24 protein-coding genes are annotated in these 25,356 nt (G+C 60.0%); 13 read left to right on the top strand and 11 right to left on the bottom strand.

Going from position 1 to position 25,356, the window contains the following annotated elements; all coding sequences use genetic code 11:
- The first annotated feature begins 61 nt into the window (after positions 1-61).
- The 5 genes from ACIPIZ_RS17270 (at position 62) to ACIPIZ_RS17250 (ending at position 6,360) form a co-directional block, all read left to right on the top strand.
- The gene (locus tag ACIPIZ_RS17270; protein WP_122854018.1) at positions 62-1,822 is read left to right on the top strand and encodes an ATP-binding protein; all 1,761 of its coding nucleotides are present in this window, start codon (positions 62-64) and stop codon (positions 1,820-1,822) included.
- Positions 1,822-3,150, top strand: a complete 1,329-nt coding sequence (locus ACIPIZ_RS17265) for a sigma-54 dependent transcriptional regulator (RefSeq protein WP_064391860.1) — start codon at positions 1,822-1,824, stop codon at positions 3,148-3,150. The genes ACIPIZ_RS17270 and ACIPIZ_RS17265 overlap by 1 nt, the downstream gene beginning before the upstream one ends.
- Before the next feature lie 384 nt (positions 3,151-3,534).
- Positions 3,535-4,854 carry an MFS transporter gene (locus tag ACIPIZ_RS17260; RefSeq protein WP_064391862.1) on the top strand — a complete coding sequence of 440 codons (1,320 nt, stop codon included), beginning with the start codon at positions 3,535-3,537 and terminating at the stop codon, positions 4,852-4,854.
- A gap of 382 nt (positions 4,855-5,236) precedes the next feature.
- Positions 5,237-5,470, top strand: a complete 234-nt coding sequence (locus ACIPIZ_RS17255) for a hypothetical protein (protein WP_122662905.1) — start codon at positions 5,237-5,239, stop codon at positions 5,468-5,470.
- Positions 5,471-5,730: 260 nt separating this feature from the next.
- Positions 5,731-6,360 (top strand): flavin reductase family protein, encoded by a 630-nt coding sequence (locus ACIPIZ_RS17250; RefSeq protein WP_064391867.1) that lies wholly within the window; start codon positions 5,731-5,733, stop codon positions 6,358-6,360.
- Between the two features lie 5 nt (positions 6,361-6,365).
- Here ACIPIZ_RS17250 and ACIPIZ_RS17245 read toward each other — a convergent pair whose 3' ends face one another.
- On the bottom strand, positions 6,366-6,608 hold the full coding sequence (locus ACIPIZ_RS17245) for a hypothetical protein (protein ID WP_016985292.1): 243 nt from the start codon (positions 6,606-6,608) through the stop codon (positions 6,366-6,368).
- A 43-nt stretch (positions 6,609-6,651) separates the two neighbouring features.
- Positions 6,652-7,005 (bottom strand): putative quinol monooxygenase, encoded by a 354-nt coding sequence (locus ACIPIZ_RS17240; RefSeq protein ID WP_401166257.1) that lies wholly within the window; start codon positions 7,003-7,005, stop codon positions 6,652-6,654.
- Positions 7,006-7,373: 368 nt separating this feature from the next.
- Here ACIPIZ_RS17240 and ACIPIZ_RS17235 point away from each other — a divergent pair, with 368 nt between their 5' ends.
- The gene (locus tag ACIPIZ_RS17235; protein ID WP_064391870.1) at positions 7,374-8,303 is read left to right on the top strand and encodes an AraC family transcriptional regulator; all 930 of its coding nucleotides are present in this window, start codon (positions 7,374-7,376) and stop codon (positions 8,301-8,303) included.
- 150 nt (positions 8,304-8,453) lie between these two features.
- Here ACIPIZ_RS17235 and ACIPIZ_RS17230 read toward each other — a convergent pair whose 3' ends face one another.
- Positions 8,454-9,902 carry an aldehyde dehydrogenase family protein gene (locus tag ACIPIZ_RS17230; protein ID WP_401166334.1) on the bottom strand — a complete coding sequence of 483 codons (1,449 nt, stop codon included), beginning with the start codon at positions 9,900-9,902 and terminating at the stop codon, positions 8,454-8,456.
- Positions 9,902-11,539: a 5-guanidino-2-oxopentanoate decarboxylase gene (locus ACIPIZ_RS17225; RefSeq protein WP_401166254.1), complete on the bottom strand. Its 1,638-nt coding sequence runs from the start codon at positions 11,537-11,539 to the stop codon at positions 9,902-9,904. The genes ACIPIZ_RS17230 and ACIPIZ_RS17225 overlap by 1 nt, the downstream gene beginning before the upstream one ends.
- Before the next feature lie 229 nt (positions 11,540-11,768).
- On the opposite strand from ACIPIZ_RS17225, the gene ACIPIZ_RS17220 reads away from it, so the two are divergent.
- Positions 11,769-12,650, top strand: coding sequence for a LysR substrate-binding domain-containing protein (locus tag ACIPIZ_RS17220; RefSeq protein WP_401166251.1), 882 nt, complete (start codon positions 11,769-11,771; stop codon positions 12,648-12,650).
- Positions 12,651-12,845: 195 nt separating this feature from the next.
- Here the strand turns inward: ACIPIZ_RS17220 and ACIPIZ_RS17215 are convergent, their stop codons facing one another.
- Together ACIPIZ_RS17215 and ACIPIZ_RS17210 are read right to left on the bottom strand one after the other, a co-directional pair.
- Entirely contained in the window at positions 12,846-13,460 is a 615-nt protein-coding gene (locus ACIPIZ_RS17215) for an NAD(P)-dependent oxidoreductase (protein WP_122854024.1), read from the bottom strand.
- A gap of 46 nt (positions 13,461-13,506) precedes the next feature.
- Positions 13,507-14,385 carry an MBL fold metallo-hydrolase gene (locus ACIPIZ_RS17210; RefSeq protein WP_401166248.1) on the bottom strand — a complete coding sequence of 293 codons (879 nt, stop codon included), beginning with the start codon at positions 14,383-14,385 and terminating at the stop codon, positions 13,507-13,509.
- A gap of 113 nt (positions 14,386-14,498) precedes the next feature.
- On the opposite strand from ACIPIZ_RS17210, the gene ACIPIZ_RS17205 reads away from it, so the two are divergent.
- The gene (locus tag ACIPIZ_RS17205) at positions 14,499-15,404 is read left to right on the top strand and encodes a LysR family transcriptional regulator (RefSeq protein WP_401166245.1); all 906 of its coding nucleotides are present in this window, start codon (positions 14,499-14,501) and stop codon (positions 15,402-15,404) included.
- Between the two features lie 129 nt (positions 15,405-15,533).
- Positions 15,534-15,710 (top strand): hypothetical protein, encoded by a 177-nt coding sequence (locus ACIPIZ_RS17200; RefSeq protein WP_008085463.1) that lies wholly within the window; start codon positions 15,534-15,536, stop codon positions 15,708-15,710.
- 112 nt (positions 15,711-15,822) lie between these two features.
- Here the strand turns inward: ACIPIZ_RS17200 and ACIPIZ_RS17195 are convergent, their stop codons facing one another.
- Positions 15,823-16,707, bottom strand: a complete 885-nt coding sequence (locus tag ACIPIZ_RS17195) for a helix-turn-helix domain-containing protein (protein ID WP_064391883.1) — start codon at positions 16,705-16,707, stop codon at positions 15,823-15,825.
- Positions 16,708-16,883: 176 nt separating this feature from the next.
- Here ACIPIZ_RS17195 and pobA point away from each other — a divergent pair, with 176 nt between their 5' ends.
- A complete protein-coding gene (gene pobA, locus ACIPIZ_RS17190; protein WP_401166242.1) occupies positions 16,884-18,077 on the top strand; it encodes a 4-hydroxybenzoate 3-monooxygenase in 1,194 nt (397 codons plus the stop codon).
- 79 nt (positions 18,078-18,156) lie between these two features.
- Positions 18,157-19,674, top strand: a complete 1,518-nt coding sequence (locus tag ACIPIZ_RS17185) for an MDR family MFS transporter (protein ID WP_253482079.1) — start codon at positions 18,157-18,159, stop codon at positions 19,672-19,674.
- A 133-nt stretch (positions 19,675-19,807) separates the two neighbouring features.
- Here ACIPIZ_RS17185 and ACIPIZ_RS17180 read toward each other — a convergent pair whose 3' ends face one another.
- The 4 genes from ACIPIZ_RS17180 to ACIPIZ_RS17165 all read right to left on the bottom strand — a co-directional run bounded on the left by ACIPIZ_RS17180 (position 19,808) and on the right by ACIPIZ_RS17165 (position 23,752).
- Positions 19,808-20,650 carry a cache domain-containing protein gene (locus ACIPIZ_RS17180; RefSeq protein ID WP_401166238.1) on the bottom strand — a complete coding sequence of 281 codons (843 nt, stop codon included), beginning with the start codon at positions 20,648-20,650 and terminating at the stop codon, positions 19,808-19,810.
- A gap of 131 nt (positions 20,651-20,781) precedes the next feature.
- Positions 20,782-21,639, bottom strand: a complete 858-nt coding sequence (locus ACIPIZ_RS17175) for an ATPase (protein ID WP_064391890.1) — start codon at positions 21,637-21,639, stop codon at positions 20,782-20,784.
- Positions 21,640-21,765: 126 nt separating this feature from the next.
- Positions 21,766-22,758: an NAD(P)-dependent oxidoreductase gene (locus tag ACIPIZ_RS17170; protein ID WP_064391892.1), complete on the bottom strand. Its 993-nt coding sequence runs from the start codon at positions 22,756-22,758 to the stop codon at positions 21,766-21,768.
- A gap of 94 nt (positions 22,759-22,852) precedes the next feature.
- A complete protein-coding gene (locus tag ACIPIZ_RS17165; protein WP_064391895.1) occupies positions 22,853-23,752 on the bottom strand; it encodes a LysR family transcriptional regulator ArgP in 900 nt (299 codons plus the stop codon).
- Positions 23,753-23,848: 96 nt separating this feature from the next.
- Here ACIPIZ_RS17165 and ACIPIZ_RS17160 point away from each other — a divergent pair, with 96 nt between their 5' ends.
- Together ACIPIZ_RS17160 and ACIPIZ_RS17155 are read left to right on the top strand one after the other, a co-directional pair.
- A complete protein-coding gene (locus ACIPIZ_RS17160) occupies positions 23,849-24,250 on the top strand; it encodes an ACT domain-containing protein (RefSeq protein WP_401166234.1) in 402 nt (133 codons plus the stop codon).
- 5 nt (positions 24,251-24,255) lie between these two features.
- The gene (locus tag ACIPIZ_RS17155) at positions 24,256-24,858 is read left to right on the top strand and encodes a LysE/ArgO family amino acid transporter (protein WP_064391898.1); all 603 of its coding nucleotides are present in this window, start codon (positions 24,256-24,258) and stop codon (positions 24,856-24,858) included.
- Positions 24,859-25,356 lie beyond the last annotated feature (498 nt).

The raw sequence follows: 25,356 nt of genomic DNA, 5'->3' as shown, positions 1-25,356 counted from the left end.
CGGGAAGGATCGCCGGCCCCATGCTATCGTGCCGGCCCGTCCCTTTATCCATTAGCCCAGCATGCTGCCGACTTCCCGTACCCTGCGTCTGTCGTTGTACACACTGCTGATTGTCGCCGGTGCGGCGCTTGCCGCAACGCTTGCGATCCGCCACGCCGAACGTCAGGCGTTGGAGGAAGACGCGGCCCGCGCCAACCAGCAACTGGCGTTGTATGCCAATTCCCTGCACACCCTGATCGATCGCTACCGTGCGCTGCCCGCCGTGCTGGCCCTGGATCCGCAATTGCGCTCGGCACTGGCCGGCCCGGTCGATGCAGAAGAACAGACCACGCTTAACCTGAAACTGGAAAAGATCAACGGTGCGGCGCAGTCGTCGACTCTTGAACTGCTCGATCACACCGGCCTCGCCGTGGCCGCGAGCAACTGGCGCTTGCCCAGCAGCTACGTCGGCCACAACTACGGTTTCCGCCCCTACTTCAGCCAGACTCGCACCCAGGGCACCGGCCGTTTTTATGCGGTGGGCGTAACCAGTGGCATTCCCGGCTACTTTTTGTCCAGCGCGGTACTCGGCGACAACGACGAGTTCCTCGGAGCCATGGTGGTCAAGCTGGAGTTCCCGGAACTGGAGCGGGAGTGGAGCCAGGGTAACGACACGCTGCTGGTCAGCGATGCGCGCGGGATCATCTTCATCGCCAACCAGCCCGGCTGGCGCTATCGCGCGTTGCGGCCGCTGAGCGCCAGCGACATGGCCGAGATCAAGGCCACGCGACAGTACGACAAACAATCACTGCAACCCTTGACCCATTTGTCGCTGCGCAGCTTCGACGACAACAGCGATCTGCGCCGCGTCGAGGGCCCCGAGGGCACAGCAGACTATCTATGGGAATCGATGCCGCTCACCGCCGAAGGCTGGACCCTGCACCTGCTGCGCCACCCGCAAGTGGCCTTCGAAGATCTGCGCAACGCCGGCCTTGCCGCCGCCGGAGTGTGGCTGGCGCTGGTGTTTCTGCTGCTGTTTCTCAACCAGCGCTGGCGCCTGTCGAAGATCCGCCAGCGCAACCGCGAAGAACTGGAACAGTTGGTGGAAGAACGTACCCGCGACCTGCGCACGGCACAGGATGGTCTGGTGCAGTCGGCGAAACTCGCCGCGCTCGGGCAGATGTCGGCCGCGCTGGCTCACGAAATCAATCAGCCACTGACCGCTCAGCGCATGCAACTGGCGACATTGCGCCTGCTGCTCGACCATGGTCGCGTCGACGATGCCTATAAAGCTTTGAAACCGGTCGACGAAATGCTCACGCGCATGGCGGCCCTGACCGGCCACCTCAAGACCTTCGCGCGCAAAAGCCCCAGCGGTTTGCGTGAGCGGCTGGATCTGGCGACGGTGGTCGATCAGTCCCTGCAGTTGCTGGATGCGCGACTGCGCGACGAACAGGTCAGTCTGGTGCTGCATCTGACGCGTCCGGCCTGGGTGCGTGGCGATGCGATTCGCCTCGAACAGGTACTGATCAATCTGCTGCGCAACGCCCTCGATGCGATGCAGGGCAAACCCTGCAAGCGTCTGCAAATCCGCCTGGAGGCCGATCAGCAATTGTGGCACCTGAGCGTGAGCGACAATGGCGGCGGTATCGCCGAAGAACATCTTGGCCAGGTTTTCGATCCATTCTTCACGACCAAACCTGTGGGTGACGGCCTTGGCCTCGGGCTGGCAGTATCCTTCGCCATCGTGCATGAATCCGGCGGTCGTTTGAGCGCCGAGAATGACGACAGCGGCGCAGTGTTCAGCCTGACTCTGCCGATCGATCTGGAGGCACACATCTGATGCTCAATTCGGTAATGCTGGTCGATGATGAAAGCAGCATTCGCAGCGCCGTTGAACAGTGGTTGAGCCTGTCCGGGTTCGACGTACAGCTATTCAGTCGCGCAGAAGAATGCCTTGCCGCCCTGCCCGTACACTTTGCCGGAGTGATCCTCAGCGACGTGCGCATGCCCGGCATGGGCGGCCTGGCGTTATTGGCCGAAGTGCAGAAACGTGATGCCGATCTGCCGGTGATCCTCCTCACCGGCCATGGCGATGTACCGATGGCGGTCGAAGCGATGCGCGACGGCGCCTACGACTTCCTCGAAAAGCCGTTCAGCCCGGAAAGCCTGCTCGGCAGTTTGCGCCGGGCCTTGGATAAACGACGTCTGGTCCTCGAAAATCGCGCGCTGCACGAACAGGCGGATCACCGTGCGAAGCTCGATGCGACCCTGCTCGGCGTGTCTCGAGGCTTGCAGACGTTGCGTCGGCAGGTGCTGGATCTGGCGGCGCTGCCGGTCAATGTGTTGATTCGTGGCGAAACCGGCAGCGGCAAAGAGCTGGTTGCACGTTGCCTGCACGATTTCGGCCCGCGTGCCGACAAGCCGTTCGTGGCGCTGAACTGTGCAGCGATCCCCGAGCAGTTGTTCGAGGCCGAGTTGTTCGGACATGAGAGTGGGGCATTCACCGGCGCCTCCGGCAAGCGTATCGGCAAACTTGAGTACGCCGATGGCGGCACGCTGTTTCTCGATGAAATCGAAAGCATGCCGCTCGCCCAGCAGGTGAAATTGCTGCGGGTGTTGCAGGAGCAGAAGCTTGAACGCCTGGGTTCGAACCAAAGCATTCGCGTCGACTTGCGCATCGTTGCAGCAACCAAACCCGACTTGCTCGACGAAGCACGGGCCGGACGTTTTCGCGAGGATCTGGCGTATCGCCTGAACGTCGCCGAACTGCGCTTGCCGCCGTTGCGCGATCGTCGCGAGGACATTCCATTGTTGTTCGAAACCTTTGCGCAGAGTGCCGCCCAACGCCTGGGCCGGACCTTTCCGCCGCTCAACGGCGCACAGTTGAGTCATCTGCTCAGCCACGACTGGCCGGGCAACGTGCGCGAACTGGCCAACGTTGCTGAACGCCAGGTGCTGGGGCTGGATGAGCCGGCACCGGGGATTGATCCGGGACAATCGCTGGCGGCGCAGCAGGAGGCGTTTGAGGCGCAGTGTTTGCGTGCCGCGCTGACCCGGCACAAGGGTGATGTGAAAGCGGTGCTTGAAGAACTGCAACTGCCGCGCCGCACGTTCAATGAAAAGCTGCAGCGGCATGGGTTGAGTCGGGAGATGTTTCTGAGCGAGTGAGGCGGGCTTGGGATTTTCGGTGTGGCTGAGATCTTTCCCCCTCACCCCAGCCCTCTCCCCCCAGGGGGCGAGGGGGAAGGGAGCCGATCTCCATGCTTTTCAAAACCTGAGTTCGACTCGGTATTTCAGGTCGGTGTAACTCGAACAATCCACTCGGTCAGTCCCCTCTCCCCCTGGGAGAGGGTTAGGGTGAGGGGCTTTTGATCTTCGCCCCAATAAGCGGAAATCCGCTCATCAAACCAAATCCTTCGGCGATATCTCGCTCACCCAATCCCATCCCCCCCTCTAAACCGGCCCTCTCCCCGTTGGCACAGCTCCTGCTATAGCCCCCGCAGGCTGCGTTTCAACGCGCTCCACAAAAACAATTAAATGAAGGATCCTTCAATGGATAACTCCAACGCCCTGCCTCTTGGGTCGGCTGCCGCGCCCGCCAAAGAAAGAACCACCGCCAGCCGGATCAAATCGATCTTCAGCGGCTCCGTCGGCAACATGGTCGAGTGGTACGACTGGTACGTGTATGCCGCCTTCTCGCTGTACTTCGCCAAGACCTTTTTCCCCGCTGGCTCCTCCACCGCACAACTGATGAACACTGCCGCGATCTTCGCCGTCGGCTTCCTGATGCGTCCGATCGGTGGCTGGCTGATGGGTCTGTACGCCGACAAGGTCGGACGCAAGAAAGCCCTGATGGCCTCGGTCTACCTGATGTGCTTCGGCTCGCTTTTGATCGCCCTCAGCCCGAACTACGAAACCATCGGCATCGGCGCGCCGATCCTGCTGGTGTTTGCGCGACTGCTGCAAGGCCTGTCGGTGGGTGGCGAATACGGCACCTCGGCGACCTATCTCTCGGAGATGGCGACCAAGGAACGTCGCGGCTTCTTCTCCAGCTTCCAGTACGTGACGCTGATTTCCGGTCAGCTCATCGCGCTGGGCGTACTGATCGTCCTGCAAAACGTGCTGACCACCGAACAGCTGTACGCGTGGGGCTGGCGTATTCCGTTCGCCATCGGCGCACTGTGCGCAGTGGTTGCGTTGTACCTGCGTCGCGGCATGGAAGAAACCGAGTCGTTCACCAAGAAGGAGAAGTCCAAGGAAAGCGCGATGCGCACCTTGATGCGCCATCCGAAAGAGCTGTTGACCGTGGTCGGCCTGACCATGGGCGGCACCCTGGCGTTCTACACCTACACCACTTACATGCAGAAGTATCTGGTGAACACCGTCGGCATGAGCATCTCCGACTCGACCACCATTTCCGCCGCCACGCTGTTCCTGTTCATGTGCCTGCAGCCGATCATCGGCGGCCTCTCGGACAAGATCGGCCGTCGTCCGATCCTGATCGCCTTCGGCGTGCTGGGGACGATCTTCACCGTGCCGATCCTGATGACCCTGCACACCATTCAAACCTGGTGGGGCGCGTTCTTCCTGATCATGGCGGCGCTGATCATCGTCAGCGGCTACACCTCGATCAACGCCGTGGTGAAGGCCGAGTTGTTCCCGACTGAAATCCGCGCCCTGGGCGTCGGTCTGCCGTATGCATTGACCGTATCGATCTTCGGCGGCACCGCTGAATACATCGCGCTGTGGTTCAAGAGCATCGGCATGGAAACCGGTTACTACTGGTATGTGACGGCGTGCATCGCGGTGTCGCTGCTGGTGTATGTGACCATGAAGGACACCCAGAAGCATTCGCGCATCGTTACTGACTGATCAGGTGTTCACAGCCACTGCAATGGTGGCTGTTCTGGCCCAATCGCGAGCAGGCTCACTCCTACAGGGGAAAACATTCCAAATGTAGGAGTGAGCCTGCTCGCGATTGGGGTCACCACGTTATGCAGACCTGCATGAATAATTCCTCACATCCGCCGCCAAGCGATTAATCACTAATTAATCCTGCCCCCTCACTCTGCAATCACCTGATCGATGACCTGCGCGACGCTCGCTCCGACGACCAAAGCGATTTAAACACGCCGCCCTTAATATCAAGTTAATCGATTGTTTTTAGCATTAATCTGCGCTTTTTAATCAATTTAGTTGGCGTAGCATGAAACCCATGCAAGACATACCCGCCAACGAATCTGGAGTAACCGACATGAAAACCAAACTGATCCTCGCCCTGACCTTGTCCGTACTGGCCGCCAACACCTTCGCCGCCGACGGTTCGGACAAAACCAAATCCGCCGACTTCATCAACGGCGCCAGCGCTGCCATCGAAACCAGCCACACCGGCACTTACGCTGCTGATGGTTTTGATAAAACCAATCTGGGTAAAACGGTCGCTGCTGACGGCTTCGATAAAACCGGCACTGCTGCTGCCATCAGTTAACACAGCGCAGTTCCTCCACAGCCCGGCCTTGGCCGGGCTTAGTCATTTCTGGGGGATGAAGATTTCTTAGTTCCACACAAACCCCTTGTAGGAGTGAGCCTGCTCGCGAAAGCGGTGGGTCAGTCAAACTTCTATCAACTGACACACCGCTTTCGCGAGCAGGCTCACTCCTACACGGGGTTTTGCGTCTGGCTGGAAATATGCGGGGCGTCCTTGCACTATGGCTGCATCCGAAACGCAGCCTCAGGAATTCACCCACCATGCCCGATGACATCCACTTCTACGAACCCGCCAACGGCCACGGCCTGCCCCACGATCCGTTCAACGCGATCGTCGGCCCGCGTCCCATCGGCTGGATTTCCTCGCAGGATGCCAATGGCCAGTTGAACCTCGCTCCGTACAGCTTCTTCAACGCCTTCAACTACATTCCGCCGATCATCGGGTTCTCCAGCGTCGGGCGCAAAGACAGCCTGAACAACATCGAACAGACCGGCGAATTCGTCTGGAACCTCGCTACCCGCCCGCTGGCCGAGCAGATGAACCAGAGCTGCGCGATGGTTGCGCCCGAGGTCAACGAGTTTGAATTGGCAGGGTTGACGACCGTGGCGTCAAAAGTGATTTCGGTGCCACGGGTCGCCGAAAGCCCGGTGTCCTTCGAATGCAAGGTCACCCAGATCATTCAGTTGCAGCGTGCCGATGGCGAAACCGTGCCGAGCTGGCTGATCCTCGGCGAAGTGGTCGCCGTGCATATCGCCAAGTGGCTGTTGAAGGACGGCATCTACGACACCGCCGCAGCAGAACCGATTCTGCGCGGCGGCGGGCCGGCGGATTACTTCCAGTTGGGGCCTGAGGCCCTGTTCAAGATGTGGCGTCCGGGCGCCAACCAGTAACGCGTCTACCAGATCAACTCGGCGTCGTCAGTGACGCCTTTGAGGTTATCCAGCTCATTGATGGCGGCCTCGTCGGCGGCAATGGCGCCGGGGAAGACCTGATCATTCAGCAGTTTATGAAAGCGTGGTGCACCGCCATCGACCAGGGCCTTGACCGCGATTGCCGCGTGATAGCCCTTGTTGCCGCCCAATTCGACGGGGACGACTGCGGAGACTGCTTCGAAGTGTTCGAACTCTTTACGTGCCATGTCACACATCCCGGCTCAGACAAATAAGCCGGACATTAAACCCTCAACCGACGAGTTTGTGTACCGGCGCCGGACATTGGCTGAGGGCTTGCGCCGCCGACACGTCCTTGAAGGTATGGAAGTCGAGGCTGTTGACCACCAGCTCCTGCACCAGCTCGGCGAAGATTTGCATCGACGGGCTGTTGAAATAGTTGGTCATCATTTGCTGACTGCTCCAGAACCCGGAGACCAGCCACAACTCGGGATCACACTGCGAATGCTGCAAGGCAAAGCTCAGGCAACCGGGGGCGGCGCGGGACGGCTCGATCAACGCGCTCAGGCGCACACCGAGTTCCGCCGAACGCCCGGCGCGCGCTCGAACGAAGGCCATATGACTGACGGGAATCTGCTTGGACATGTTCAACCCTCCCAGGGAGTCGCGTGGCAGCCGGGGGCGGGCTGCGACAGGATCAAAGGTTAAGGGCCACGCCCCAGACGCCGTTAGTCGATTCCTGCCGCCGCGTTGCACAATCCTGCGAGACTTGTCTGAACCTGAGTTCACATACATCCCCTGTAGGAGCTGCCGCAGGCTGCGATCTTTTGACCTTAAAGACAACAATCAAAAGATCGCAGCCTTCGGCAGCTCCTACAGTCCGGCGTCGCGTCGGTGTTGAGCAATAGCGCTGTGCAGAATCAGGCAAGCATTTCGCAGGATGTGTCTACCGCTGTCGCTTGCACAAACATATGCTCTGCTCCATTCCACCTCCCCTGCCGAGGATGCCGTGCATGACGTCATTCGATCGTTTTCAAGCCGAACCCACCGCTGACATGGAAAAGCAGCGCGCGGAACTGGCGGCGATCATCCGCCGCAACACCACCGACGATGGCAGCTACGAGACCGCCATCGGTTCGCTGTACATGTCGCGCCACACAAAATCCCACGACTTTGCCCCGGTGCTCGCGCAACCGGCGCTGTGCATCATGGCGCAGGGACGTAAAGAGGTGCGCCTGGCGGACGAGTTCTTCAATTACGACCCGTTGAATTACCTGGTGGTGTCGGTTTCGATGCCGCTGAGCGGGCGCGTGGTCAATGTCTCGCCCGAGGATCCGATCCTCGCTGTGCGCCTGGATATCGACCCGACAGAAATCACCGCACTGATCGCCGACGCCGGCCCGATGGGCGTACCCACCCGACCGACCGGGCGTGGTTTATATGTCGAGCAGATCGACAGTTCGATGCTTGATGCGGTGCTGCGTCTGGCGCGTCTGCTCGATGCGCCGAAAGACATCGCCATGCTCGCACCCCTGATTCGCCGGGAGATCCTCTATCGCCTGTTGCGCAGCCCGCAGGGCCATCGTTTGTATGAGATCGCGATTGCCAACAGTCAGAGCCATCGCATCAGCCAGGCGATCAAATGGTTGAACGGCAACTTTGAACAGCCATTGCGCATTGATGATCTGGCCAAGGAAGTGAACCTCAGCGTCTCGACCTTGCATCACCGCTTCAAAGCGATGACGGCGATGAGCCCGTTGCAGTATCAGAAGCAGCTGCGTTTGCAGGAGGCGCGGCGGTTGATGTTGGCGGAGGGGCTTGAGGCTTCGGCGGCGGGATATCGGGTGGGGTATGAAAGTCCATCGCAGTTCAGCCGCGAATATAGTCGATTGTTCGGTGCACCGCCGTTAAGGGATTTGGCGCGGTTGCGGCTTTCGGTCTGATTCGGAAGCTACGGTGTGGCGGCTGGCCTCATCGCGGGCAAGCCCGCTCCCACAGGAATCAATGCCGTGCATAAATTTTGTGTACAACCATAAACCTGTGGGAGCGGGCTTGCCCGCGATGAGGCCAGGCCAGCCAATACGCCTCTGTGATCAGGCTGCCCGAATCACATGCTTGATTTCCTGAAACGCGGCTAGGCCCCATGGCCCCAATTCGCGGCCAACGCTGCTCTGCTTGTACCCACCCCACGCCGCCTGCGGGAAAATTACTTGCGGCGCATTGATCCACACCATCCCCGCCTGCAAGGCATTGGCCACGCGGTCCGCCGCTGCGGCATCGTTCGTCACCACACTGGCTACCAAACCAAACGGCGTGTCATTGGCCAGCGCAACCGCCTCGGCTTCACTGCTGAAACTGCGCACGCACAGCACCGGCCCAAAAATTTCTTCACACCACAGCGCGCTGTCCAGCGGCACATCGGTAAACACTGTCGGCTGCAAGAAATAGCCGCGCGGCAGGTCCGCCGGACGATTGCCGCCGCAGATCAATCGCGCACCCGCGCTCAAGCCACGATCGATATGCCCAAGCACTCGCTGATACTGCGCCTGATTGACCAGCGCGCCCATTTCCACCTCTGCATCGAACGGATCGGCCACACGAATGGCCTGCGCACGTTTCTGCAAACGAGTCAGGAATTGCTCCTCCAGTTCCTCAGCAACCAGCACGCGACTGGTGGCCGAACACATCTGCCCGGCGTTGAAAAACGCACCGCCACAGGCCAGTTCAACCGCCAAGTCGATATCAGCATCCGCCAACACCAGCAGCGAGGATTTGCCGCCCAGTTCCAGGCTGACACCCTTCACCGTTTCCGCCGCACGCTGCATCACTTGCACGCCGACCGCATTGCTGCCGGTAAAGGAAATCTTGGCAATGCGCGGATCCGCCGACAACGGCGCACCGACTGCCAAACCCGTGCCGCAAACCAGATTGAACACGCCATTCGGCAGCCCCGACTCCGCGATGATCGCCGCCAGTTCCAGCTCCGGCAGCGGCGTCACTTCCGAAGGCTTGAGCACCACGCAGCAACCGGCCGCCAGCGCAGGTGCAAGCTTCCATGCCGTGGTGACCATCGGGAAATTCCACGGCACGATCAACCCGACCACACCACACGGCTCGCGACGCAGGCGTGCGCTGAAATCATCGCTGGGCAGCGGCACGTCGCTGTCCTGTTTTGCGTCGAGGCCTTCGGCGAGTTCGGCGTAATACTCGAACGTGGCGATCACGTCATCGACGTCGATGGCCGCTTCGAACTGCGGTTTGCCGTTGTTGCTCGATTGCAGGTTCATCAAGTGCTCGCGACCATTGCGCACACCGTTGGCGATGTTGCGCAGGATCGCGCCACGCTCGGCCCCAGTGGTTTGCGACCAGCTCTTGAACGCTTCGCTGGCAGCGGCGACGGCTTGATCGACCGCGTGCTCGTCACCGCCATTGACCGTGGTCAGCAGCGCTTCGGTGGCCGGGTTGATCACCCGCAGATGTTCGCGGCCGGCGGACCATTGGCCGTTGATGTAGAGACCATCAAGTGTGGTTGGGAAACTGATCATTGCGCCACCGCCTTCATCCATTGGGTCTGATCGATTTCAATCAGGGTCGGACCCTGACGATCGCTTGCACTACGCAACGCGCTGCGCAATTGTTCGATGCTGCTGATCGCTTCGGCCGCGCAGCCGAGCCCCTTGGCCACAGCGACGAAATCCGGGGTGTAGATGTCCACGCCGACGGGCTCGATGGCGCGGTTGACCATGTACTTTTTGATCTCTTCGTAGCCCTGGTTATTCCACAACAGGACGATCACCGGCACCCGTGCTTCGACGGCGCTGGCCAGTTCCGGCAGGGTGAATTGCAGGCCGCCATCGCCGATCAGGCACACCACCGGAGGGCGCGCACCTTGGTCGAGTTGGCCGCCGAGCCAGGCGCCAATCGCCGCCGGCAAGGCATAGCCGAGAGTGCCGTAACCGGTCGATGCATTGAACCAGCGGCGCGGGTGATCCGGGTTGAACGTGAGGTTGCCGGTGTACACCGGTTGCGTCGAGTCGCCGACGAACACCGCGTTCGGTAATTCATCGAGCACGGTGTCGAGGAAACGCGTTTGCGCGAGGGTCGGCGCATCCCAGCTCGCGGCCAGTTCAGCGCGCAGTTTGCCGGCACGGGCGTGGCCCCAATCGCTGCTGCGCTCGTCGAGTTTTTCCTGCGACAGCGCGTTCAGCAAGGCTTGCGCAGCGTTGCGCGCATCGGCCACCAGCGCCACCTGTGGCGGATAATTGCGCACGGTCTGATCGGCGTCGATATCGATGCGCAGCAGTTTGCCGGGGATCTCGAAACCACCGGCGAAGGTGACGTCGTAATCGGTCTCGGCCAGTTCGGTGCCGATGGCCAATACCACGTCAGCATCGGCGACCAGCGCGCGGGTGGCGACCAGCGTCTGGGTCGAACCGATCAGCAGCGGATGATTGCCCGGCAGCATGCCTTTGGCATTGATCGTCAGCGCTACCGGCGCGTCGAGCAACTCGGCAAGTCGGGTCATTTCCGGCGCTGCGTCGATGGCCCCGCCACCGGCGAGAATCAGCGGGCGCTTGGCCCCGGCAAGCCAATCGCTCATGCGTTTGACCGCACTTGGCGCCGCACCGGCGCGGTCGATATTGACCGGCACGCTGGCAAGCAGGTCATCGGCGTTTTCGACCAGTACGTCCAACGGAATTTCGATGTGCACCGGACGTGGACGGCCAGCCTGGAACAACGCAAACGCACGCGCCAGCACCACCGGCAATTCAGCGGCGGACATCAAGGTGTGCGAGAACGCCGCAACACCGGAAACCAATGCGCTCTGGTTCGGCAATTCATGCAGCTTGCCGCGCCCGCCGCCCAACTGACTGCGCGATTGCACACTGGAGATCACCAGCATCGGGATCGAATCGGCGTACGCCTGGCCCATGGCGGTGGTGATGTTGGTCATGCCCGGGCCGGTGATGATGAAACACACGCCCGGTTTGCCAGCGGTGCGCGCGTAGCCGTCGGCCATGAAACCGGCGCCCTGCTCATGCCGAGGCGTGACGTGGCGAATGCTCGAACGCGCCAGCCCGCGATACAGCTCCACGGTGTGCACCCCGGGAATGCCGAACACCTGCTCGACCCCATAACCTTCGAGTAACTTGACCAGTACTTCGCCACACGTCGCCATGTCGATTGCCCTTCTTGTTCGCTGAAGACACAAGGCTCCTATGTAGGAGTGAGCCTGCTCGCGATGGCGTCTTCTCATTCACCATTGCGGTGACTGATTCACCGCTATCGCGATCAGGCTCACTCCTACATAAAGGCCCTTCATGGCTTCATTGAACGGTCGGCAGGTAGCCGCAACAATCGATTAAAAGTCATACTAGCCATGTCCTCACGTCATACCTTGGATCCCCATGAAGCGCCTGCCTCCCCTGCCCGCCCTGCACACCTTTCTGATCACGGCGCAGTGCTGCAACTTCACCCGCGCCGCCGAGCAGTTGCACATCACCCAAGGCGCGGTGAGCCGGCAGATCGCCGGGCTGGAAGCGCATCTCGGTTATCCGCTGTTCATCCGAATGGCCCGTGGCCTGGCGCTGACCGCCGAGGGACGGGAATGGCTACCGCGTGTGGAAAAAATCTTCGGCCTGATCGGCGAAGCGACCGAGCAGATCGGCCTGCAGCGTGAAACCCTGCAACTCAAAGCGCCGAGCTGCGTGATGCGCTGGCTGCTGCCGCGCCTGCTGCAATGGCAGAAAGAACGCCCGGACGTGCCGGTGAAACTCACCGCTTCGCTGCAACACGGCGTGGATTTTCAGCGCGAACAGTTCGATGCGGCGGTGATCTACGGCGCGCCACCCGATAACTCGCCGGGCGCCTTGCACCTGTTCGACGAGCAACTGACGCCGGTCTGCTCGCCGCTGCTGCTCAAGGGTTCGCCAGCGCTGAATTCACCGACAGATCTGCAACAGCATCTGTTGTTGCACCCCACTCACGATATTCAGGATTGGTCGGTGTGGTTGAACGCAGCCGAGCTGCAACTGAGCAACATCGGCAGCGGCCAGCATTTCGAAACGCTGGATCAGGCCATGTCGATGGCGTCCCACGGAACGGGCGTGGCGATCGGCGATTGGTCGTTGATTGGTGATGACCTGCGTGCGGGGCGGCTGGTGATGCCGTTTGAGTTGAAGGTGAAGACGGGGTTGGCGTATTACGTGGTGTTGCCTGCGGGAACCGAGCCTTCGCCGCAGCTGGAAGAATTGATGATCTGGTTGGTTGAGCAGGCACATTTGCGGTGAGGCCTTTCCCCTCACCCTAGCCCTCTCCCAGAGGGAGAGGGGACTGACCGGGGGATATTGAAGAGGTTCAGCGACCTGAACGATTGCCTTTGAATCCATAATCGACTGGATTTTTCATGTCGATGTACAGCGCCAGACACCTCGGTCGGCTCCCTCTCCTTCGGGAGAGGGCTGGGGTGAGGGGCGAGGTTTCACTCAATACCCAACAGTAAACCGCTGACGCGAATGCTTCGGCGTTTCCACTTCGTCGATCAACGCAATCGCGTAATCGGCAAAGGTAATCCAGCTACGCCCTTCAGCGCTCACCAGCAAGTGATCCTGGCCGACACGAAACTTGCCACTGCGCTCCCCTTCAACAAACTCTGCCGACGGCGACAGAAAGGTCCAGTCCAGATCCTGCTCCTGACGCAACGCCTCAAGAAACGCCGCACCCGCACTGGCTTCAGCTTTGTACTCCGCCGGGAAACCCGCACTGTCGATCACTCGCGTATCGTCCGGCAGCAACAGCGAACCGGCACCGCCGACCACCAGCAAACGCTTCACCCCGGCCTGCTTCACCGGCCCGACAATCGCCGCCGCTGGCACGGTGGCGAAATGCGCGGCGGTGATCACCACATCGTGACCGGTCACCGCGTCTTGCAGCGCTGCGGCATTCAGCACATCGACATTCTTGCTGACCACACCGGCACGCGCGCCGATCTTTGAGGTGTCGCGGGCAATAGCGGTAACGCTATGACCACGACGCAGAGCTTCTTCCAGCAGTTGGCTACCGGCACGGCCGGTGGCACCAATGATTGCGATCTTGCTCATGACATTCTCCAGTTGGCTTGAGAGTGCTGCGTTTTTCAGAATCGGCTTACCACTGCATTTCGCCCTTGGCGACTTTCGCGCTCAGTTCCAGCGAGCTTTCCTCACCCAGTTTCGGGTAGCGTTTTTTCATCGCTGCAATCAGTGCGGCAGAGTCTTTGGCCTTGGCGGTTTCCTGATCGAAAGCCTTAATGTAGTCGGCGGTGAATTTCACGCTGATCAGCGAACGGCTGCTGTCACCGAGGTAGTGACCCGGCACCACGGTGTTCGGCTTCAGGGTTTCGATCGAGTGCAGGGTTTGCAGCCAGTCGGCGTGGGATTGCGCGGTTTGGGTGTCGGCCATCCACACATGGATGTTCTCGGCGACCACCACACCACCGACCACGGCTTTGAGCGAAGGAATCCATACGAAACTGCGATCCGGTTGCTTGCCGTCAAGGCCGACCACCTGCAATTTCTGCCCTTCGAGCATCAGGCTGTCGCCCTTGAGCACACCCGGCACGATGGTCTTTGCTGGTACGTCGGCGCCCATTTTCGGGCCCCAGAAAGCCAGTTTGCCGGCGACGGTTTTGTTGATGTGATCGACCGTTGGCTGCGAGGCCAGCACCTTGGCGTCAGGAAACGCCTGGGTCAGGGTGTCGAGGCCGAAGTAGTAATCCGGGTCACCATGGCTGATGTAAATGGTGGTCAGGTGCTTGCCGCTGGCGCGGATCTTTTCCACGACTTGCTCGGCCTGGGATTTGCCGAATTGCGCATCAACGAGGATTGCGTCCTTCTCGCCGCTGACCAGCACCGACGTGACCGGGAATATCGCATCAGTGCCAGGGTTGTAGACATCGAGGGTCAGGTTGGCCGCGGCGGCATGTGCTGCAAAACCCAGTGCAGTGCTGGCGAGTAAAACGCGTTTGATCAAGGTGAAGCCGATCATCTGTTGCTCCGGTGTCCGAATGCCTGCTTGGCGATGGAACAGAGCTTAGTTGCCTGGCTCGGTACAAAAAATGCGATGCTTGAACATAGTTTGTTTCTGAAAGCGGGCAAATCATGGATCGTCTCCAAGCAATGCGGGTCTTTGTCACCGTGATGGATCTGGGCAGCCAGTCAGCCGCAGCGGATCACCTGGACCTGTCGCGACCGGTGGTTTCGCGTTATCTGGCGGAGCTGGAAGACTGGGTCGGCGCGCGGTTGATGCACCGCACCACGCGTAAATTGAGCCTGACCGCCGCCGGCAGTGAAATTCTCCCGCGCTGCCGGCAGATGATCGAACTGTCGAGCGACATGCAGGCTGCCGTCAGCGAACCCCACGATACGCCGCGCGGCCTTCTGCGCATCAGCGTCAGCACCTCGTTCGGTCAGGCACAATTGGCCGATGCAATGGCCGCATATGTAAAACGCTATCCGGGGGTGAGCATCGATATGCAAATGCTCGATCGCACGGTGAACCTGGTGGATGAACGCATCGATCTGGCGATTCGCACCAGCAATGATCTCGATCCAAACCTGATCGCCCGGCGCCTGACCGTTTGTCGCTCAGTTGTCTGCGCTGCCCCGGCTTATCTGCAAGAACAGCCGATGCCTTTACGGGCAGAAGATCTGAGCCGGCACAACTGTCTGACTCACTCGTATTTCGGCAAAAGCCTGTGGCATTTCGAAGAGGATGGCAAACCGGTTTCGGTGCCGGTGCAGGGCAACATCAGCGCCAACGAAGCCAGCACGTTGTTGCGTGCAACGCTGGCTGGCGCCGGGGTGGCAATGCTGCCGACCTATCAGGCCGGGGTGCATATTCACAGCGGTGAACTGGTGCGCCTGCTACCCCATGCCGAGCCGCGGCAGTTGAACATCTACGCGGTCTACGCCTCGCGCAAACACATGCCGGCGGCGCTGCGCAGCATGCTGGATTTTCTGGTAGAGCGCTTTCCTGAAAATCCGCAATGGGACGTGGGATTTTAAAAGTCAAAAGATCGCAGCCTTTGGCAGCTCCTACATGGATCGGTGTAGGAGCTGCCGAAGGCTGCGATCTTTTGATCTTGTTCTATGCTGAAAGTAATACCGCAGGGTATGCGTTCAGAGGTCTACGCCATGAACATCAAAACAAGAAGGTACTTCGCGATTTTCATCACCTGCGCCGCCACGCTGGCGCTGTACGGCACCGCTGCCTGGCGGGTCGAACAACTGCGACAGCTGCCCCGCGAATACGCGAGCTGCAATTTCGAGCGCTGCATTCCGCATAACGCCACGCTTAACGCGTTGCGCTGACCTTGCAGGAGTGAGCCTGCTCGCGATAGCGGTGTGTCAGTCAGATAGATTTGACTGATACACCGCTATCGCGAGCAGGCTCACTCCTACAGGGGGCTGCGGTGTCAATGGACTACTGTTCGGCCTTGAGGCGGTCGCGGAACGCCTTTGGCGATATCCCCACCCGGCGCCGAAACAGGCGCGTGAAGTTGGTCGGATCGGAAAATCCCAACAACTCCGACATCTCGTAAATGGTCATGCTGGTGTAGGTCAGCAAACGCTTGGCTTCCAGTAACTGACGTTCATGCATGATCTGCAACGCCGGCTGCCCCGCCAGTTCACGGCACGTGCCGTTGAGGTGCGATACCGAAATGCCCAGGCGATGCGCCAGATCCTCGACCTTCACATGCTGGCGATAGGTCTCTTCTACCAACTGTATAAAACCGTTGAGGTATTCGCGCTGGCGCTGCGGGCGCTGACTGGCCTTGTGGCGCACGATGGCTTGGCGACTGACCCAGACCATGATCACGCTGACCAGCGAATGCATGAGCATTTCCCGCGCCGGTTGATGGCCGTTGTATTCAGCCTGCAACGCCATGAACAGACTGTTCAGATAATCGCCGTCCTGTCCGGCCGGGTAACTTTCCGCGCAGGCCAGTGCCTGCACCGATTCGCCCAATTGCGCCTGCAAGTGGCTGATCAGCGGCGTGGCGAGGGTAACGATAAAGCCTTCAACGTCTTCGGAAAAACGAAAGCCATGCACCGACAACGGCGGCAGGACTTGAATCGCGGGTGTTTGGAGTTGCGTGCGCTGACCTTCGATCTCAAGCTCTGCCTGACCTTTGAAGACGAAGAGCAACTGGCACAAATCAGCGTGGCGGTGGGGTTTGATTTCCCATTGATGTTCGCGGCTGCGTGAGGAAATGGTTTCACAGTGCAGCAAGTCAGGGGTCGGCCAGTCCAGGCTTTCACCGTAGAGCTTGAACACCGGAATCGAGGACAGCTCAGGCTTGTTCATCACTTCAATCCAGCCTCGGGGTTGTGGGGCGATAATCGCACCAATTGGCAGAATGTACAGGTATCGGCTCAGTTTTCACCTTCAATTGACAGACCCGCGAGGGAAAAATGCAAGCACTCGATCCATAAAAACATTCGCCGGCATTTGCCGCGTGAAGCTTGCGAGTCATAAAAACAATGAAAACGCTGAAAACCCAAGTCGTCATCATCGGCGCCGGTCCGTCCGGTCTACTGCTCGGCCAGTTGCTGCACAACGCCGGCATCGACACCCTCATCCTCGAACGTCAAACCCCTGACTATGTGCTCGGGCGCATCCGTGCCGGCGTACTTGAACAAGGCATGGTAGAGCTGTTGCGTCAGGCTGGCGTGAGTCAGCGCATGGACGCCGAAGGGCTGGTGCATGGCGGTTTCGATCTGGCGCTGAACGGACGTCAGGTGCACATCGACCTTCACGGGCTGACCGGCGGCAAGACCGTGATGATCTACGGCCAGACCGAAGTCACCCGCGACCTGATGGCCGCTCGTCGGGAGGCCGGAGCAACAACGATTTATTCCGCGAGCAATGTCGTTCCTCATGGCATGAAAAGCGACGAAGTTTTTGTCACCTTCGAAAAGGACGGCGAAACATGGCGCGTCGATTGCGACTACATCGCCGGGTGCGACGGTTTCCACGGTGTGGCTCGCCAGTCGATTCCGGACGATTGTCTGAAAGTGTTCGAGCGGGTATATCCGTTTGGCTGGCTGGGCATTCTGGCCGATACGCCGCCGGTGCATGAGGAACTGGTCTACGCCCGACATGAGCGCGGCTTTGCCTTGTGCAGCATGCGTTCGGCGACGCGCACCCGCTATTACCTGCAAGTGCCGGCGGATGAAAACGTCGATGACTGGAGCGATCAGCGTTTCTGGGACGAGCTGAAAAACCGCCTGCCTGCGCAGCTTGCGGAAAAATTGGTCACCGGGCCATCGATCGAAAAAAGCATCGCGCCGCTGCGCAGTTTTGTCGTCGAGCCGATGCAGTACGGGCGGATGTTTCTGGTTGGCGACGCCGCGCACATCGTGCCGCCCACCGGCGCCAAGGGTTTGAATCTGGCGGCCAGCGACGTCAGCACGCTGTTCAATATTCTGTTGAAGGTCTACCGCGACGGTCGCACCGACCTGTTGGATAAATACTCGGAAATCTGCCTGCGCCGGGTGTGGAAAGCCGAGCGCTTTTCCTGGTGGATGACCTCGATGCTGCACCGCTTCGACGATCACGATGCGTTCAGCCAGCGCATCAGCGCCTCGGAACTGGACTATTTTGTCAGTTCAGAAGCGGGGCGAAAAACCATTGCAGAAAATTACGTCGGACTTCCTTATGAGGCTATCGAATAGCCTGCTACCGACTTACACTGGCGAGCATCCCCGCTCGCCAGACGATCTGCGGGACTCTCACTGCCCGCAGGTTTTGCCCGTGACCAATCTCAATCACCCCGAAACGCCCAAACCGGCCATTCGCAGCGTGCTGGTCGCGCTGATGATGGCGATCTTTCTCGGTGCGCTGGATCAGACCATCGTCGCCGTGTCGATGCCGGCCATTTCCGCCCAGTTCAAGGATGTCAGCCTGCTGGCCTGGGTGATTTCCGGGTACATGGTGGCGATGACCGTGGCCGTGCCGATCTACGGCAAGCTCGGCGACTTGTACGGACGGCGCAAACTTATGCTGTTCGGCATGGGCCTGTTCACCCTCGCTTCGCTGTTCTGCGGCATGGCGCAAAGCATGGAGCAACTGGTGCTGGCGCGGATCCTTCAGGGCATCGGCGCTGGCGGGATGATTTCGGTAAGCCAGGCGATCATTGGCGACATCGTTCCGCCGCGTGAACGCGGCCGTTATCAGGGTTACTTCAGCAGCATGTACGCGGTGGCCAGCGTCGCCGGCCCGGTGCTGGGTGGTTACATGACCGAATACCTGTCGTGGCGCTGGGTGTTTCTGATCAACCTGCCACTGGGTCTCGGTGCCTGGTGGGTGGCGCGGCGCAACCTGCGCGGGCTGCCGATTCCGCAACGCAAACCGATCATCGACTACCTCGGCACGCTGTTGATGATCATCGGCCTGACCGCGCTGCTCTTGGGCATTACTCAAGTCGGCCAAGGCCATTCCTGGCGCAGCAGCGAAGTGCTCGGCTTGTTCGCTTGCGCGGTGGTGGTGCTGGCGGTGTTTGTCTGGCATGAGCGTCGGGCACGGGAACCATTGCTGCCGATGCATCTGTTCGCCAACCGCAATGCGTTGCTGTGCTGGTGCACGATTTTCTTCACCAGTTTCCAGGCGATTTCGCTGATCGTGCTGATGCCGCTGCGCTTTCAGACGGTCACCGGTGCCGGCGCCGACAGCGCAGCGTTGCACTTGCTGCCATTGGCCATGGGCCTGCCGATTGGCGCATTTTTCGCCGGCCGGCGCACGTCGATCACCGGGCGTTACAAGCCACAAATCCTGACTGGCGCGGTGCTGATGCCGATCTCGATTCTCGGCATGGCCTTCAGCCCGCCAGAAGCGACATTGCTCAGCGCACTGTTCATGTTGCTCTGCGGTATTTCCAGCGGCATGCAGTTCCCGACTTCGCTGGTCGGCACACAGAACTCGGTGGAGCAACGCGACATCGGCGTAGCGACCAGCACCACCAACCTGTTCCGCTCACTGGGCGGCGCGGTGGGCGTGGCGTTGATGTCGGCGCTGCTGCTGGCGCTGCTGCAGGATTCGAATTTCGCCCATCTGGCGAGCAGTTCGCTGATGAGCGAAGGGCATAGCGGCAATGTGTTGCTCGATGGTCTGAGCGCGGCACCGGGGGATGCGCAAAACGCCTTGCGCGCGGAGTTGCTGGTCACGTTCCGGCATTTGTTGTGGGTAAGCGCGGCGGTGTCGTTGCTCGGGTTGGCGGCGGCGATTGCGATGCCGAACAACTTGCTGCGCGGGCGTGAGCACGGCGCCAAATAATCCTTTCACACGATCGTTCCCACGCTCGGCGTGGGAATGCAGCCCGGGACGCTCTGCGTCCCATCCAAAGCCGAACGCAGAGCGTCCATTGAGGCGTTCCCACGCGGAGCGTGGGAACGATCAGCGCTGGGATTCAAGGACTGTAGTAACCCACCGCCACGAGGAAATGGCCGACCTTCTTCAAGTAGGCATGTTTGTCTTCGACCTTGCCGGTCACGGGGTTCTTCCAGCGGTATTCATATTCACCCTCATCCTGCTTGCCGATAAGCGCCAGAATCGGCTCACCCACCGGTTTGCCTTCCGGGTCACTGATCTTGCCGAAGTCGGTATTGATCAGGCGCAGGTTGGTACCGTGGGCGACGTAGCGCTGGGTGTTCAGGTCGACCACGAATACATACAAGTCGTCCTGCAGGTAGCCACCCTTGAGCGAATTGATCGCCGTCAGCGTGCCTTTCTCGTCTTTGCCCAGATCAGCCGACGCCTTATCCAGCAGGTTTTTGGCCTGCTCGGCCGAAGCCCGCGGCAAGTAGTAACCGACCGCCAGAATGCGCTGACCGATGCGCTGATAGAACACGTGCTTGCGCTCGACCTTGCCATCGGCCCAGTTCTGCCAACGGTATTCAGCCTGCTGAATACCGTTGCCTTCCGGCACCATCAAGGCTTGCTTGAACGCTTTCTGCAAATCCGGCCCGAGCACTTCGCTGACATCGCGGCCAATCAGGGCCGAAGAAGGCCCACCGCTGGCGAGCATCACACCTTTGGTGTCGACCACGAACACATAACGATCCTTGTCGACAAATTCGCCCTGGCGGCTGAAGGCGGCAAATGCCTTGTCGCCGTTGTCCTGGTAATAGGCCAGCGCTTTTTCCAGCAGGGCGATGGCGGCCTGGCTGTCGTCTTTGGTGGCGGCGCTGGCCTGGCCGAGGCTGGCCAATAACAGCAAACAGAGACAGGCGAATTTATGCACAAACCCCATGACGCATCCCTCGTTCTTGTTGGTGTTTCAAGAGCGTAGACGGCTTGGGCTGATGCATGGATATTCAGAGGGTTTCTGAAAGTGTCGGGAGTTGCGGTGGCGAGAGAATCCTTCACCACCGCTGCCGACGTTCAGGGACGCGCGTTGATTTGCTGCTGCAGGTTCTGGATCTGCGCCTGCAAGGTGTTGAGGTTGCGAGTCATCTGAGCGCGAAACGCATCAAACTCAGCAGTATTGGTGGCGCCCCCCTGAGGCGTTGCCGGACGATTGTCCTGCTGGCTTTTGAGGACAACGATGTCCTGCTCCAGACGGTCGATGGCCGCGCCTGGATTGCCCTGTTTTTTCAGTGCGGCAATGTCAGCGCCGAGGCTCTTGAATTGCGCGTCGAAAGCCTTGAGCTGGGCGTCGACCTTACTGGTATCGGCCGGGGTGCTTTTCACCGTCGCCAGCTCTGCGGTCAAGGCTTTGACCTGCGCCTGCAACTGGGTATTGGCGTTCTGCTGCTCGGTGGTCTGCGCGCTCATCTGTGCCAGACGCTTGTCGAGATCGCTGGCCTGACCGGCCACGCCCTGCTGCTCCTTGCTCTGATCGAGCAACTTGCCTTCAAGTTGTTTGATCTGCAGCTTCAAGGCTTCGCTGTCGCTGGTGACGTTGCTCTGACTGGCCACCACCTTGCCGGAAATATCCTGCAGGCGTCCGGCCGCCTCTTCGCTGATGCGGGCAAAACTTTCCTGGGTCGCAACCAGTTGCTGCTCCATCAGTGAAATCTGCTGGAAACTCCACCATGCCAGGCCGATAAAGGCGAAAAACAAGGCACCGACCAGTGCCCACAATGGCCCGGTGCTCGCCGCCTTGACCTTGACCACAGGCGGTGTACGCGAATGCACGGAAGTGCGCGCGGTGGTCGGAATGTCATCGTCGTCGAAGGTATCGGCACGCAGGCTCGGGACATCATCGAAATCGTCGTGGGCATCATTACGCATGGACATTGAGGCAACCTTTGTGAAACGCGGTAATGGCTAAATGCTGCGAAGTATAACCGGCGCAGCCGCAGGCATTGACCCTCAACCTGCGGTGCGGTTCATTGCCGGCTGGCCGATTCGTTTCAACGAGTTTCAGTGAATCTCCTGCGCTTTCCACCAGGCGCAGAACTCATCCAGCGCCGACCACAGGCTGACTTTCGGATCGTAGTCCAGATAATGCCGGGCGCGACTGATGTCGAGGGTGAAATTTTTTTTCATCACCTGCATGCCCAGGCGCGACAGCGTCGGTTCCGGCCGGCCCGGCCAGAGTTTGCATACACCTTCGTTGAGCGCCGCGACACTGTAGGCCAGACCATAGGAACGGTACTTGGTGACCTGTGGGACTTCCATCCTGCGCATCACGTAATTGACCACATCCCACAGCGGCACCGGCGCACCGTTGCTGATGTTGTAGGCCTTGCCCAACGCGGAGCCGGCGGCCAGCAGACTGCTGAGCATGGCTTCGTTGAGGTTCTGCACGCTGGTGAAATCGACCTTGTTGAGGCCATTGCCGATGATCGCCAGACGGCCCTTGCGCTGCATCCTGAGCAGACGCGGGAAGATGCTCATGTCACCGGCACCGGTGACGAAGCGCGGGCGCAGGGCGATGGTTTCAAGACCGAACTCCTGCGCGCCGAAGACCTTTTGCTCAGCCAGGTATTTGGTCGCAGCGTAGTGATGTTTGAAGCGCTTGGGCACTTGCTCTTCGGTCAGGCCCAAATGATCGCGGCCGTCAAAGTAGATCGATGGCGACGAAAGATGCACCAAGCGGCGGACGCGCTGCTTGAGGCAGGCTTCAACGACGTTTTCGGTGACCTGCACGTTGCCCTGAAGAAAGTCCTGATAACGGCCCCACAGTCCGACGGCACCAGCGCAATGCACCACGGCTTCGACGTCGGAACACAGTTCGCGCACTAAATCAGGATCGGTCAGATCGCCAGGTACAAACTCGGCACCTCGGCGCACCAGGTGCTCAACACTTTCGGCCCGGCGACCGTTGACCCGCACATCCAGGCCCTGCTCCAGGGCGAAACGCGCAAAGCGTCCGCCAATGAAGCCGCTTGCGCCGGTGACCAGAATTTTCATGTAAAGCTCCAATGAAACCAGCTGCGAGCTTCAAGCTTCGAGCTGCAAGTTTAAAACGGTGAGCGGCGCTAGACTTGCCGCTGCAGCTTGACGCTCATGGCTGTTTCCAAGGCACCAGCCATTGCGCTGAAGCGCGCACCAATTGCTCGGTCAGCAAGCCCAGCAACTGACCGCCATTGCGCCAATGATGCCAGTACAACGGCACGTCGATCGGTTTATCTGGCAACAGTTCGCGCAATTCGCCGCGTTGCAACTGCTCGCGCACTTGCAGTTCCGGTACCAGGCCCCAGCCGAGTCCGGCTTCGGTCAGGCGGATAAAACCTTCCGAGGACGGGCATAAATGGTGTTCGAAACCACCATCGACCCCTAGCGATGCGAGGTAGCGATGCTGGAGGAAGTCGTCCGGGCCGAACACCAGCGCCGGGGTGCGCGGCAACTGCTCGGCACGCACGCCATTCGGGAAATGCCGTTCGATGAATACCGGGCTGGCCAGTGCGCGATAACGCATCGCGCCGAGCAGCACACTCCGCGCGCCGGCCACCGGTCGTTCACTGGCACAAAGGCACGCGGCCACTTCTCCTGCGCGCATGCGTTTGAGGCCGACGGTCTGGTCTTCGACGATCAGATCGAGCAACAAATGTTGTTCGGCGCAGAAGTCGCCCACCGCTTGTGCCCACCATGTGGCGAGGCTGTCAGCGTTAAGCGCAATGCGCAGGCGCTCCGGCAAACCCTCTTCATCCAGGGCTGGGACCAGGGTCTGCAAGTCGCGCTCAAGCAAACGCACCTGCTGCACGTGGTTAAGCAGCCGCCGGCCAATCTCGGTTGGCGACGGCGGCGTACCGCGCACCAGCACCGGTTGGCCGACCCGTGCTTCGAGCAGTTTGATCCGCTGTGAGATCGCCGATTGTGACAAACCCAGCACCTGCGCGGCCCGTTCGAACCCGGCCTGCTCGACCACGGCGGCCAGAGCGGAAAGCAATTTGTAGTCGAACATCAGTTTTCCTAATGAGCGATCAGCACTATTGGTTTTTCTTATACAGGTTTCGATCGGAGAATAGCCAGCAAGCACTCTTTCTCAAGGAACACTGCAATGGCTGGCGAAACCTCACTCACGACCCTGTTGCGCAGCATGAGCCCACAACTCAACGCCGGCGAATACGTGTTCTGCACCCTGCCCGTCGGCCAATTGCCGAGCGGTGTGCAAATCATCGGCAGCTTCCGCGAAGAGGAAGGCTTGACGGTGATTCTCGAACGTTCCCACGCCGAACAGGCCGGTTTCAGCTTCGACTACGTGGCCGCGTGGATCACCCTCAACGTGCATTCGGCGCTGGAAGCCGTTGGCCTCACCGCCGCCTTCGCCACGGCATTGGGCAAGGCCGGGATCAGTTGCAACGTGATCGCCGGCTATTACCACGACCATTTGTTTGTCGGTCAGACCGACGCCGAACGCGCCATGCAGGTGCTGCGCGATCTGGCAGCCAACGCGGAGTGAATCTTATGTGGCAAAGCTATGTGAACGGATTGCTGGTGGCGTTCGGGCTGATCATGGCGATCGGTACGCAGAACGCCTTTGTATTGGCGCAAAGCCTGCGCCGTGAACACCATTTGCCGGTAGCGGCGCTGTGCGTGGTGTGCGATGCGCTGCTGGTCGCCGCTGGCGTGTTCGGGCTGGCGACGATCCTGGCGCAGAATCCGACGTTGTTGGCGGTTGCCCGCTGGGGCGGCGCGACATTTTTGATCTGGTACGGCAGCCAGGCGCTGCGCCGAGCTTGTTCGAAACAAAGCATGGGTCAAGGTGAAAACCAGACCGTGCGCTCGCTGCGCGCGGTGATGCTCAGTGCGCTGGCAGTGACACTGCTCAACCCGCACGTTTATCTGGATACGGTGTTGCTCATCGGTTCGCTCGGCGCGCAGCAATCGGTACCGGGCGCTTATGTGGTCGGTGCTGCGAGTGCTTCGCTGTTGTGGTTTTTCACCTTGGCGTTGGGCGCTGCCTGGTTGGCGCCGTGGCTGGCACGGCCAAGTACCTGGCGGATCCTTGATCTGGTGGTGGCGTTGATGATGTTCACGGTCGCGGGGCAGTTGATAATCGCGAGCTGATTTATTCCAAACAGCTAAGGGGATGCCCTCACTAAATGACGGTCGCGCCGCCGCCCCGTAAAGCGCAAGACTAGGCGTGAGGAGCGTGGTTTGGCGGGCCAAATGAGCGACGAACAACGACGGATTGCGCTTTACGGGGCGGCGGCCCTTCGGGTTGGAGCTGTGATCGTGCCAAGCGGCGTTGCAGGACTCGAAGAGGCAAAAAGCATCCTCTTCGTCCCGCGCCTTGCTTGGCACGATCACAGTTCCAACGCGATCCGTCATTTAGTGAGGGCATCCCCTTGAACCTCTATCCCACACAGTTGTTGCGTGGTTATGGCGCAACCCCAGTGCTATGATCGAAACCCTGCGCCGCAAAGAGTAAAAACTCGCCGGTGCATTTCTGGCCGCCCGTGATCGGCCTTGCGCTCACCGCAACAGACCTGATTAGGAGAATCATCATGGCTTTCGAATTGCCGCCGCTGCCTTACGCACACGATGCCCTGCAGCCTCACATTT

This window comes from Pseudomonas sp. NPDC087690 (assembly GCF_044743175.1).
Taxonomy (GTDB): Bacteria; Pseudomonadota; Gammaproteobacteria; order Pseudomonadales; family Pseudomonadaceae; genus Aquipseudomonas.
Note: the sequence above shows the minus strand (reverse complement) of the source record. Positions and strands in the feature narration are given on the sequence as shown.

Excerpts from the sequence above, each read along its gene's own strand:
- ACIPIZ_RS17205 (WP_401166245.1), top strand. The coding sequence starts at position 14,499 with ATGGATCGTCTCCAAGCAATGCGGGTCTTTGTCACCGTGATGGATCTG.
- ACIPIZ_RS17195 (WP_064391883.1), bottom strand. The coding sequence starts at position 16,707 with ATGAACAAGCCTGAGCTGTCCTCGATTCCGGTGTTCAAGCTCTACGGT.
- ACIPIZ_RS17270 (WP_122854018.1), top strand. The coding sequence starts at position 62 with ATGCTGCCGACTTCCCGTACCCTGCGTCTGTCGTTGTACACACTGCTG.
- ACIPIZ_RS17235 (WP_064391870.1), top strand. The coding sequence starts at position 7,374 with ATGACGTCATTCGATCGTTTTCAAGCCGAACCCACCGCTGACATGGAA.
- ACIPIZ_RS17215 (WP_122854024.1), bottom strand. The coding sequence starts at position 13,460 with ATGAGCAAGATCGCAATCATTGGTGCCACCGGCCGTGCCGGTAGCCAA.
- pobA (WP_401166242.1), top strand. The coding sequence starts at position 16,884 with ATGAAAACGCTGAAAACCCAAGTCGTCATCATCGGCGCCGGTCCGTCC.
- ACIPIZ_RS17225 (WP_401166254.1), bottom strand. The coding sequence starts at position 11,539 with ATGGCGACGTGTGGCGAAGTACTGGTCAAGTTACTCGAAGGTTATGGG.
- ACIPIZ_RS17240 (WP_401166257.1), bottom strand. The coding sequence starts at position 7,005 with ATGTCCAAGCAGATTCCCGTCAGTCATATGGCCTTCGTTCGAGCGCGC.
- ACIPIZ_RS17255 (WP_122662905.1), top strand. The coding sequence starts at position 5,237 with ATGAAAACCAAACTGATCCTCGCCCTGACCTTGTCCGTACTGGCCGCC.
- ACIPIZ_RS17165 (WP_064391895.1), bottom strand. The coding sequence starts at position 23,752 with ATGTTCGACTACAAATTGCTTTCCGCTCTGGCCGCCGTGGTCGAGCAG.
- ACIPIZ_RS17160 (WP_401166234.1), top strand. The coding sequence starts at position 23,849 with ATGGCTGGCGAAACCTCACTCACGACCCTGTTGCGCAGCATGAGCCCA.
- ACIPIZ_RS17200 (WP_008085463.1), top strand. The coding sequence starts at position 15,534 with ATGAACATCAAAACAAGAAGGTACTTCGCGATTTTCATCACCTGCGCC.
- ACIPIZ_RS17250 (WP_064391867.1), top strand. The coding sequence starts at position 5,731 with ATGCCCGATGACATCCACTTCTACGAACCCGCCAACGGCCACGGCCTG.
- ACIPIZ_RS17220 (WP_401166251.1), top strand. The coding sequence starts at position 11,769 with ATGAAGCGCCTGCCTCCCCTGCCCGCCCTGCACACCTTTCTGATCACG.
- ACIPIZ_RS17260 (WP_064391862.1), top strand. The coding sequence starts at position 3,535 with ATGGATAACTCCAACGCCCTGCCTCTTGGGTCGGCTGCCGCGCCCGCC.
- ACIPIZ_RS17245 (WP_016985292.1), bottom strand. The coding sequence starts at position 6,608 with ATGGCACGTAAAGAGTTCGAACACTTCGAAGCAGTCTCCGCAGTCGTC.
- ACIPIZ_RS17265 (WP_064391860.1), top strand. The coding sequence starts at position 1,822 with ATGCTCAATTCGGTAATGCTGGTCGATGATGAAAGCAGCATTCGCAGC.
- ACIPIZ_RS17155 (WP_064391898.1), top strand. The coding sequence starts at position 24,256 with ATGTGGCAAAGCTATGTGAACGGATTGCTGGTGGCGTTCGGGCTGATC.
- ACIPIZ_RS17210 (WP_401166248.1), bottom strand. The coding sequence starts at position 14,385 with ATGATCGGCTTCACCTTGATCAAACGCGTTTTACTCGCCAGCACTGCA.
- ACIPIZ_RS17180 (WP_401166238.1), bottom strand. The coding sequence starts at position 20,650 with ATGGGGTTTGTGCATAAATTCGCCTGTCTCTGTTTGCTGTTATTGGCC.
- ACIPIZ_RS17170 (WP_064391892.1), bottom strand. The coding sequence starts at position 22,758 with ATGAAAATTCTGGTCACCGGCGCAAGCGGCTTCATTGGCGGACGCTTT.
- ACIPIZ_RS17175 (WP_064391890.1), bottom strand. The coding sequence starts at position 21,639 with ATGTCCATGCGTAATGATGCCCACGACGATTTCGATGATGTCCCGAGC.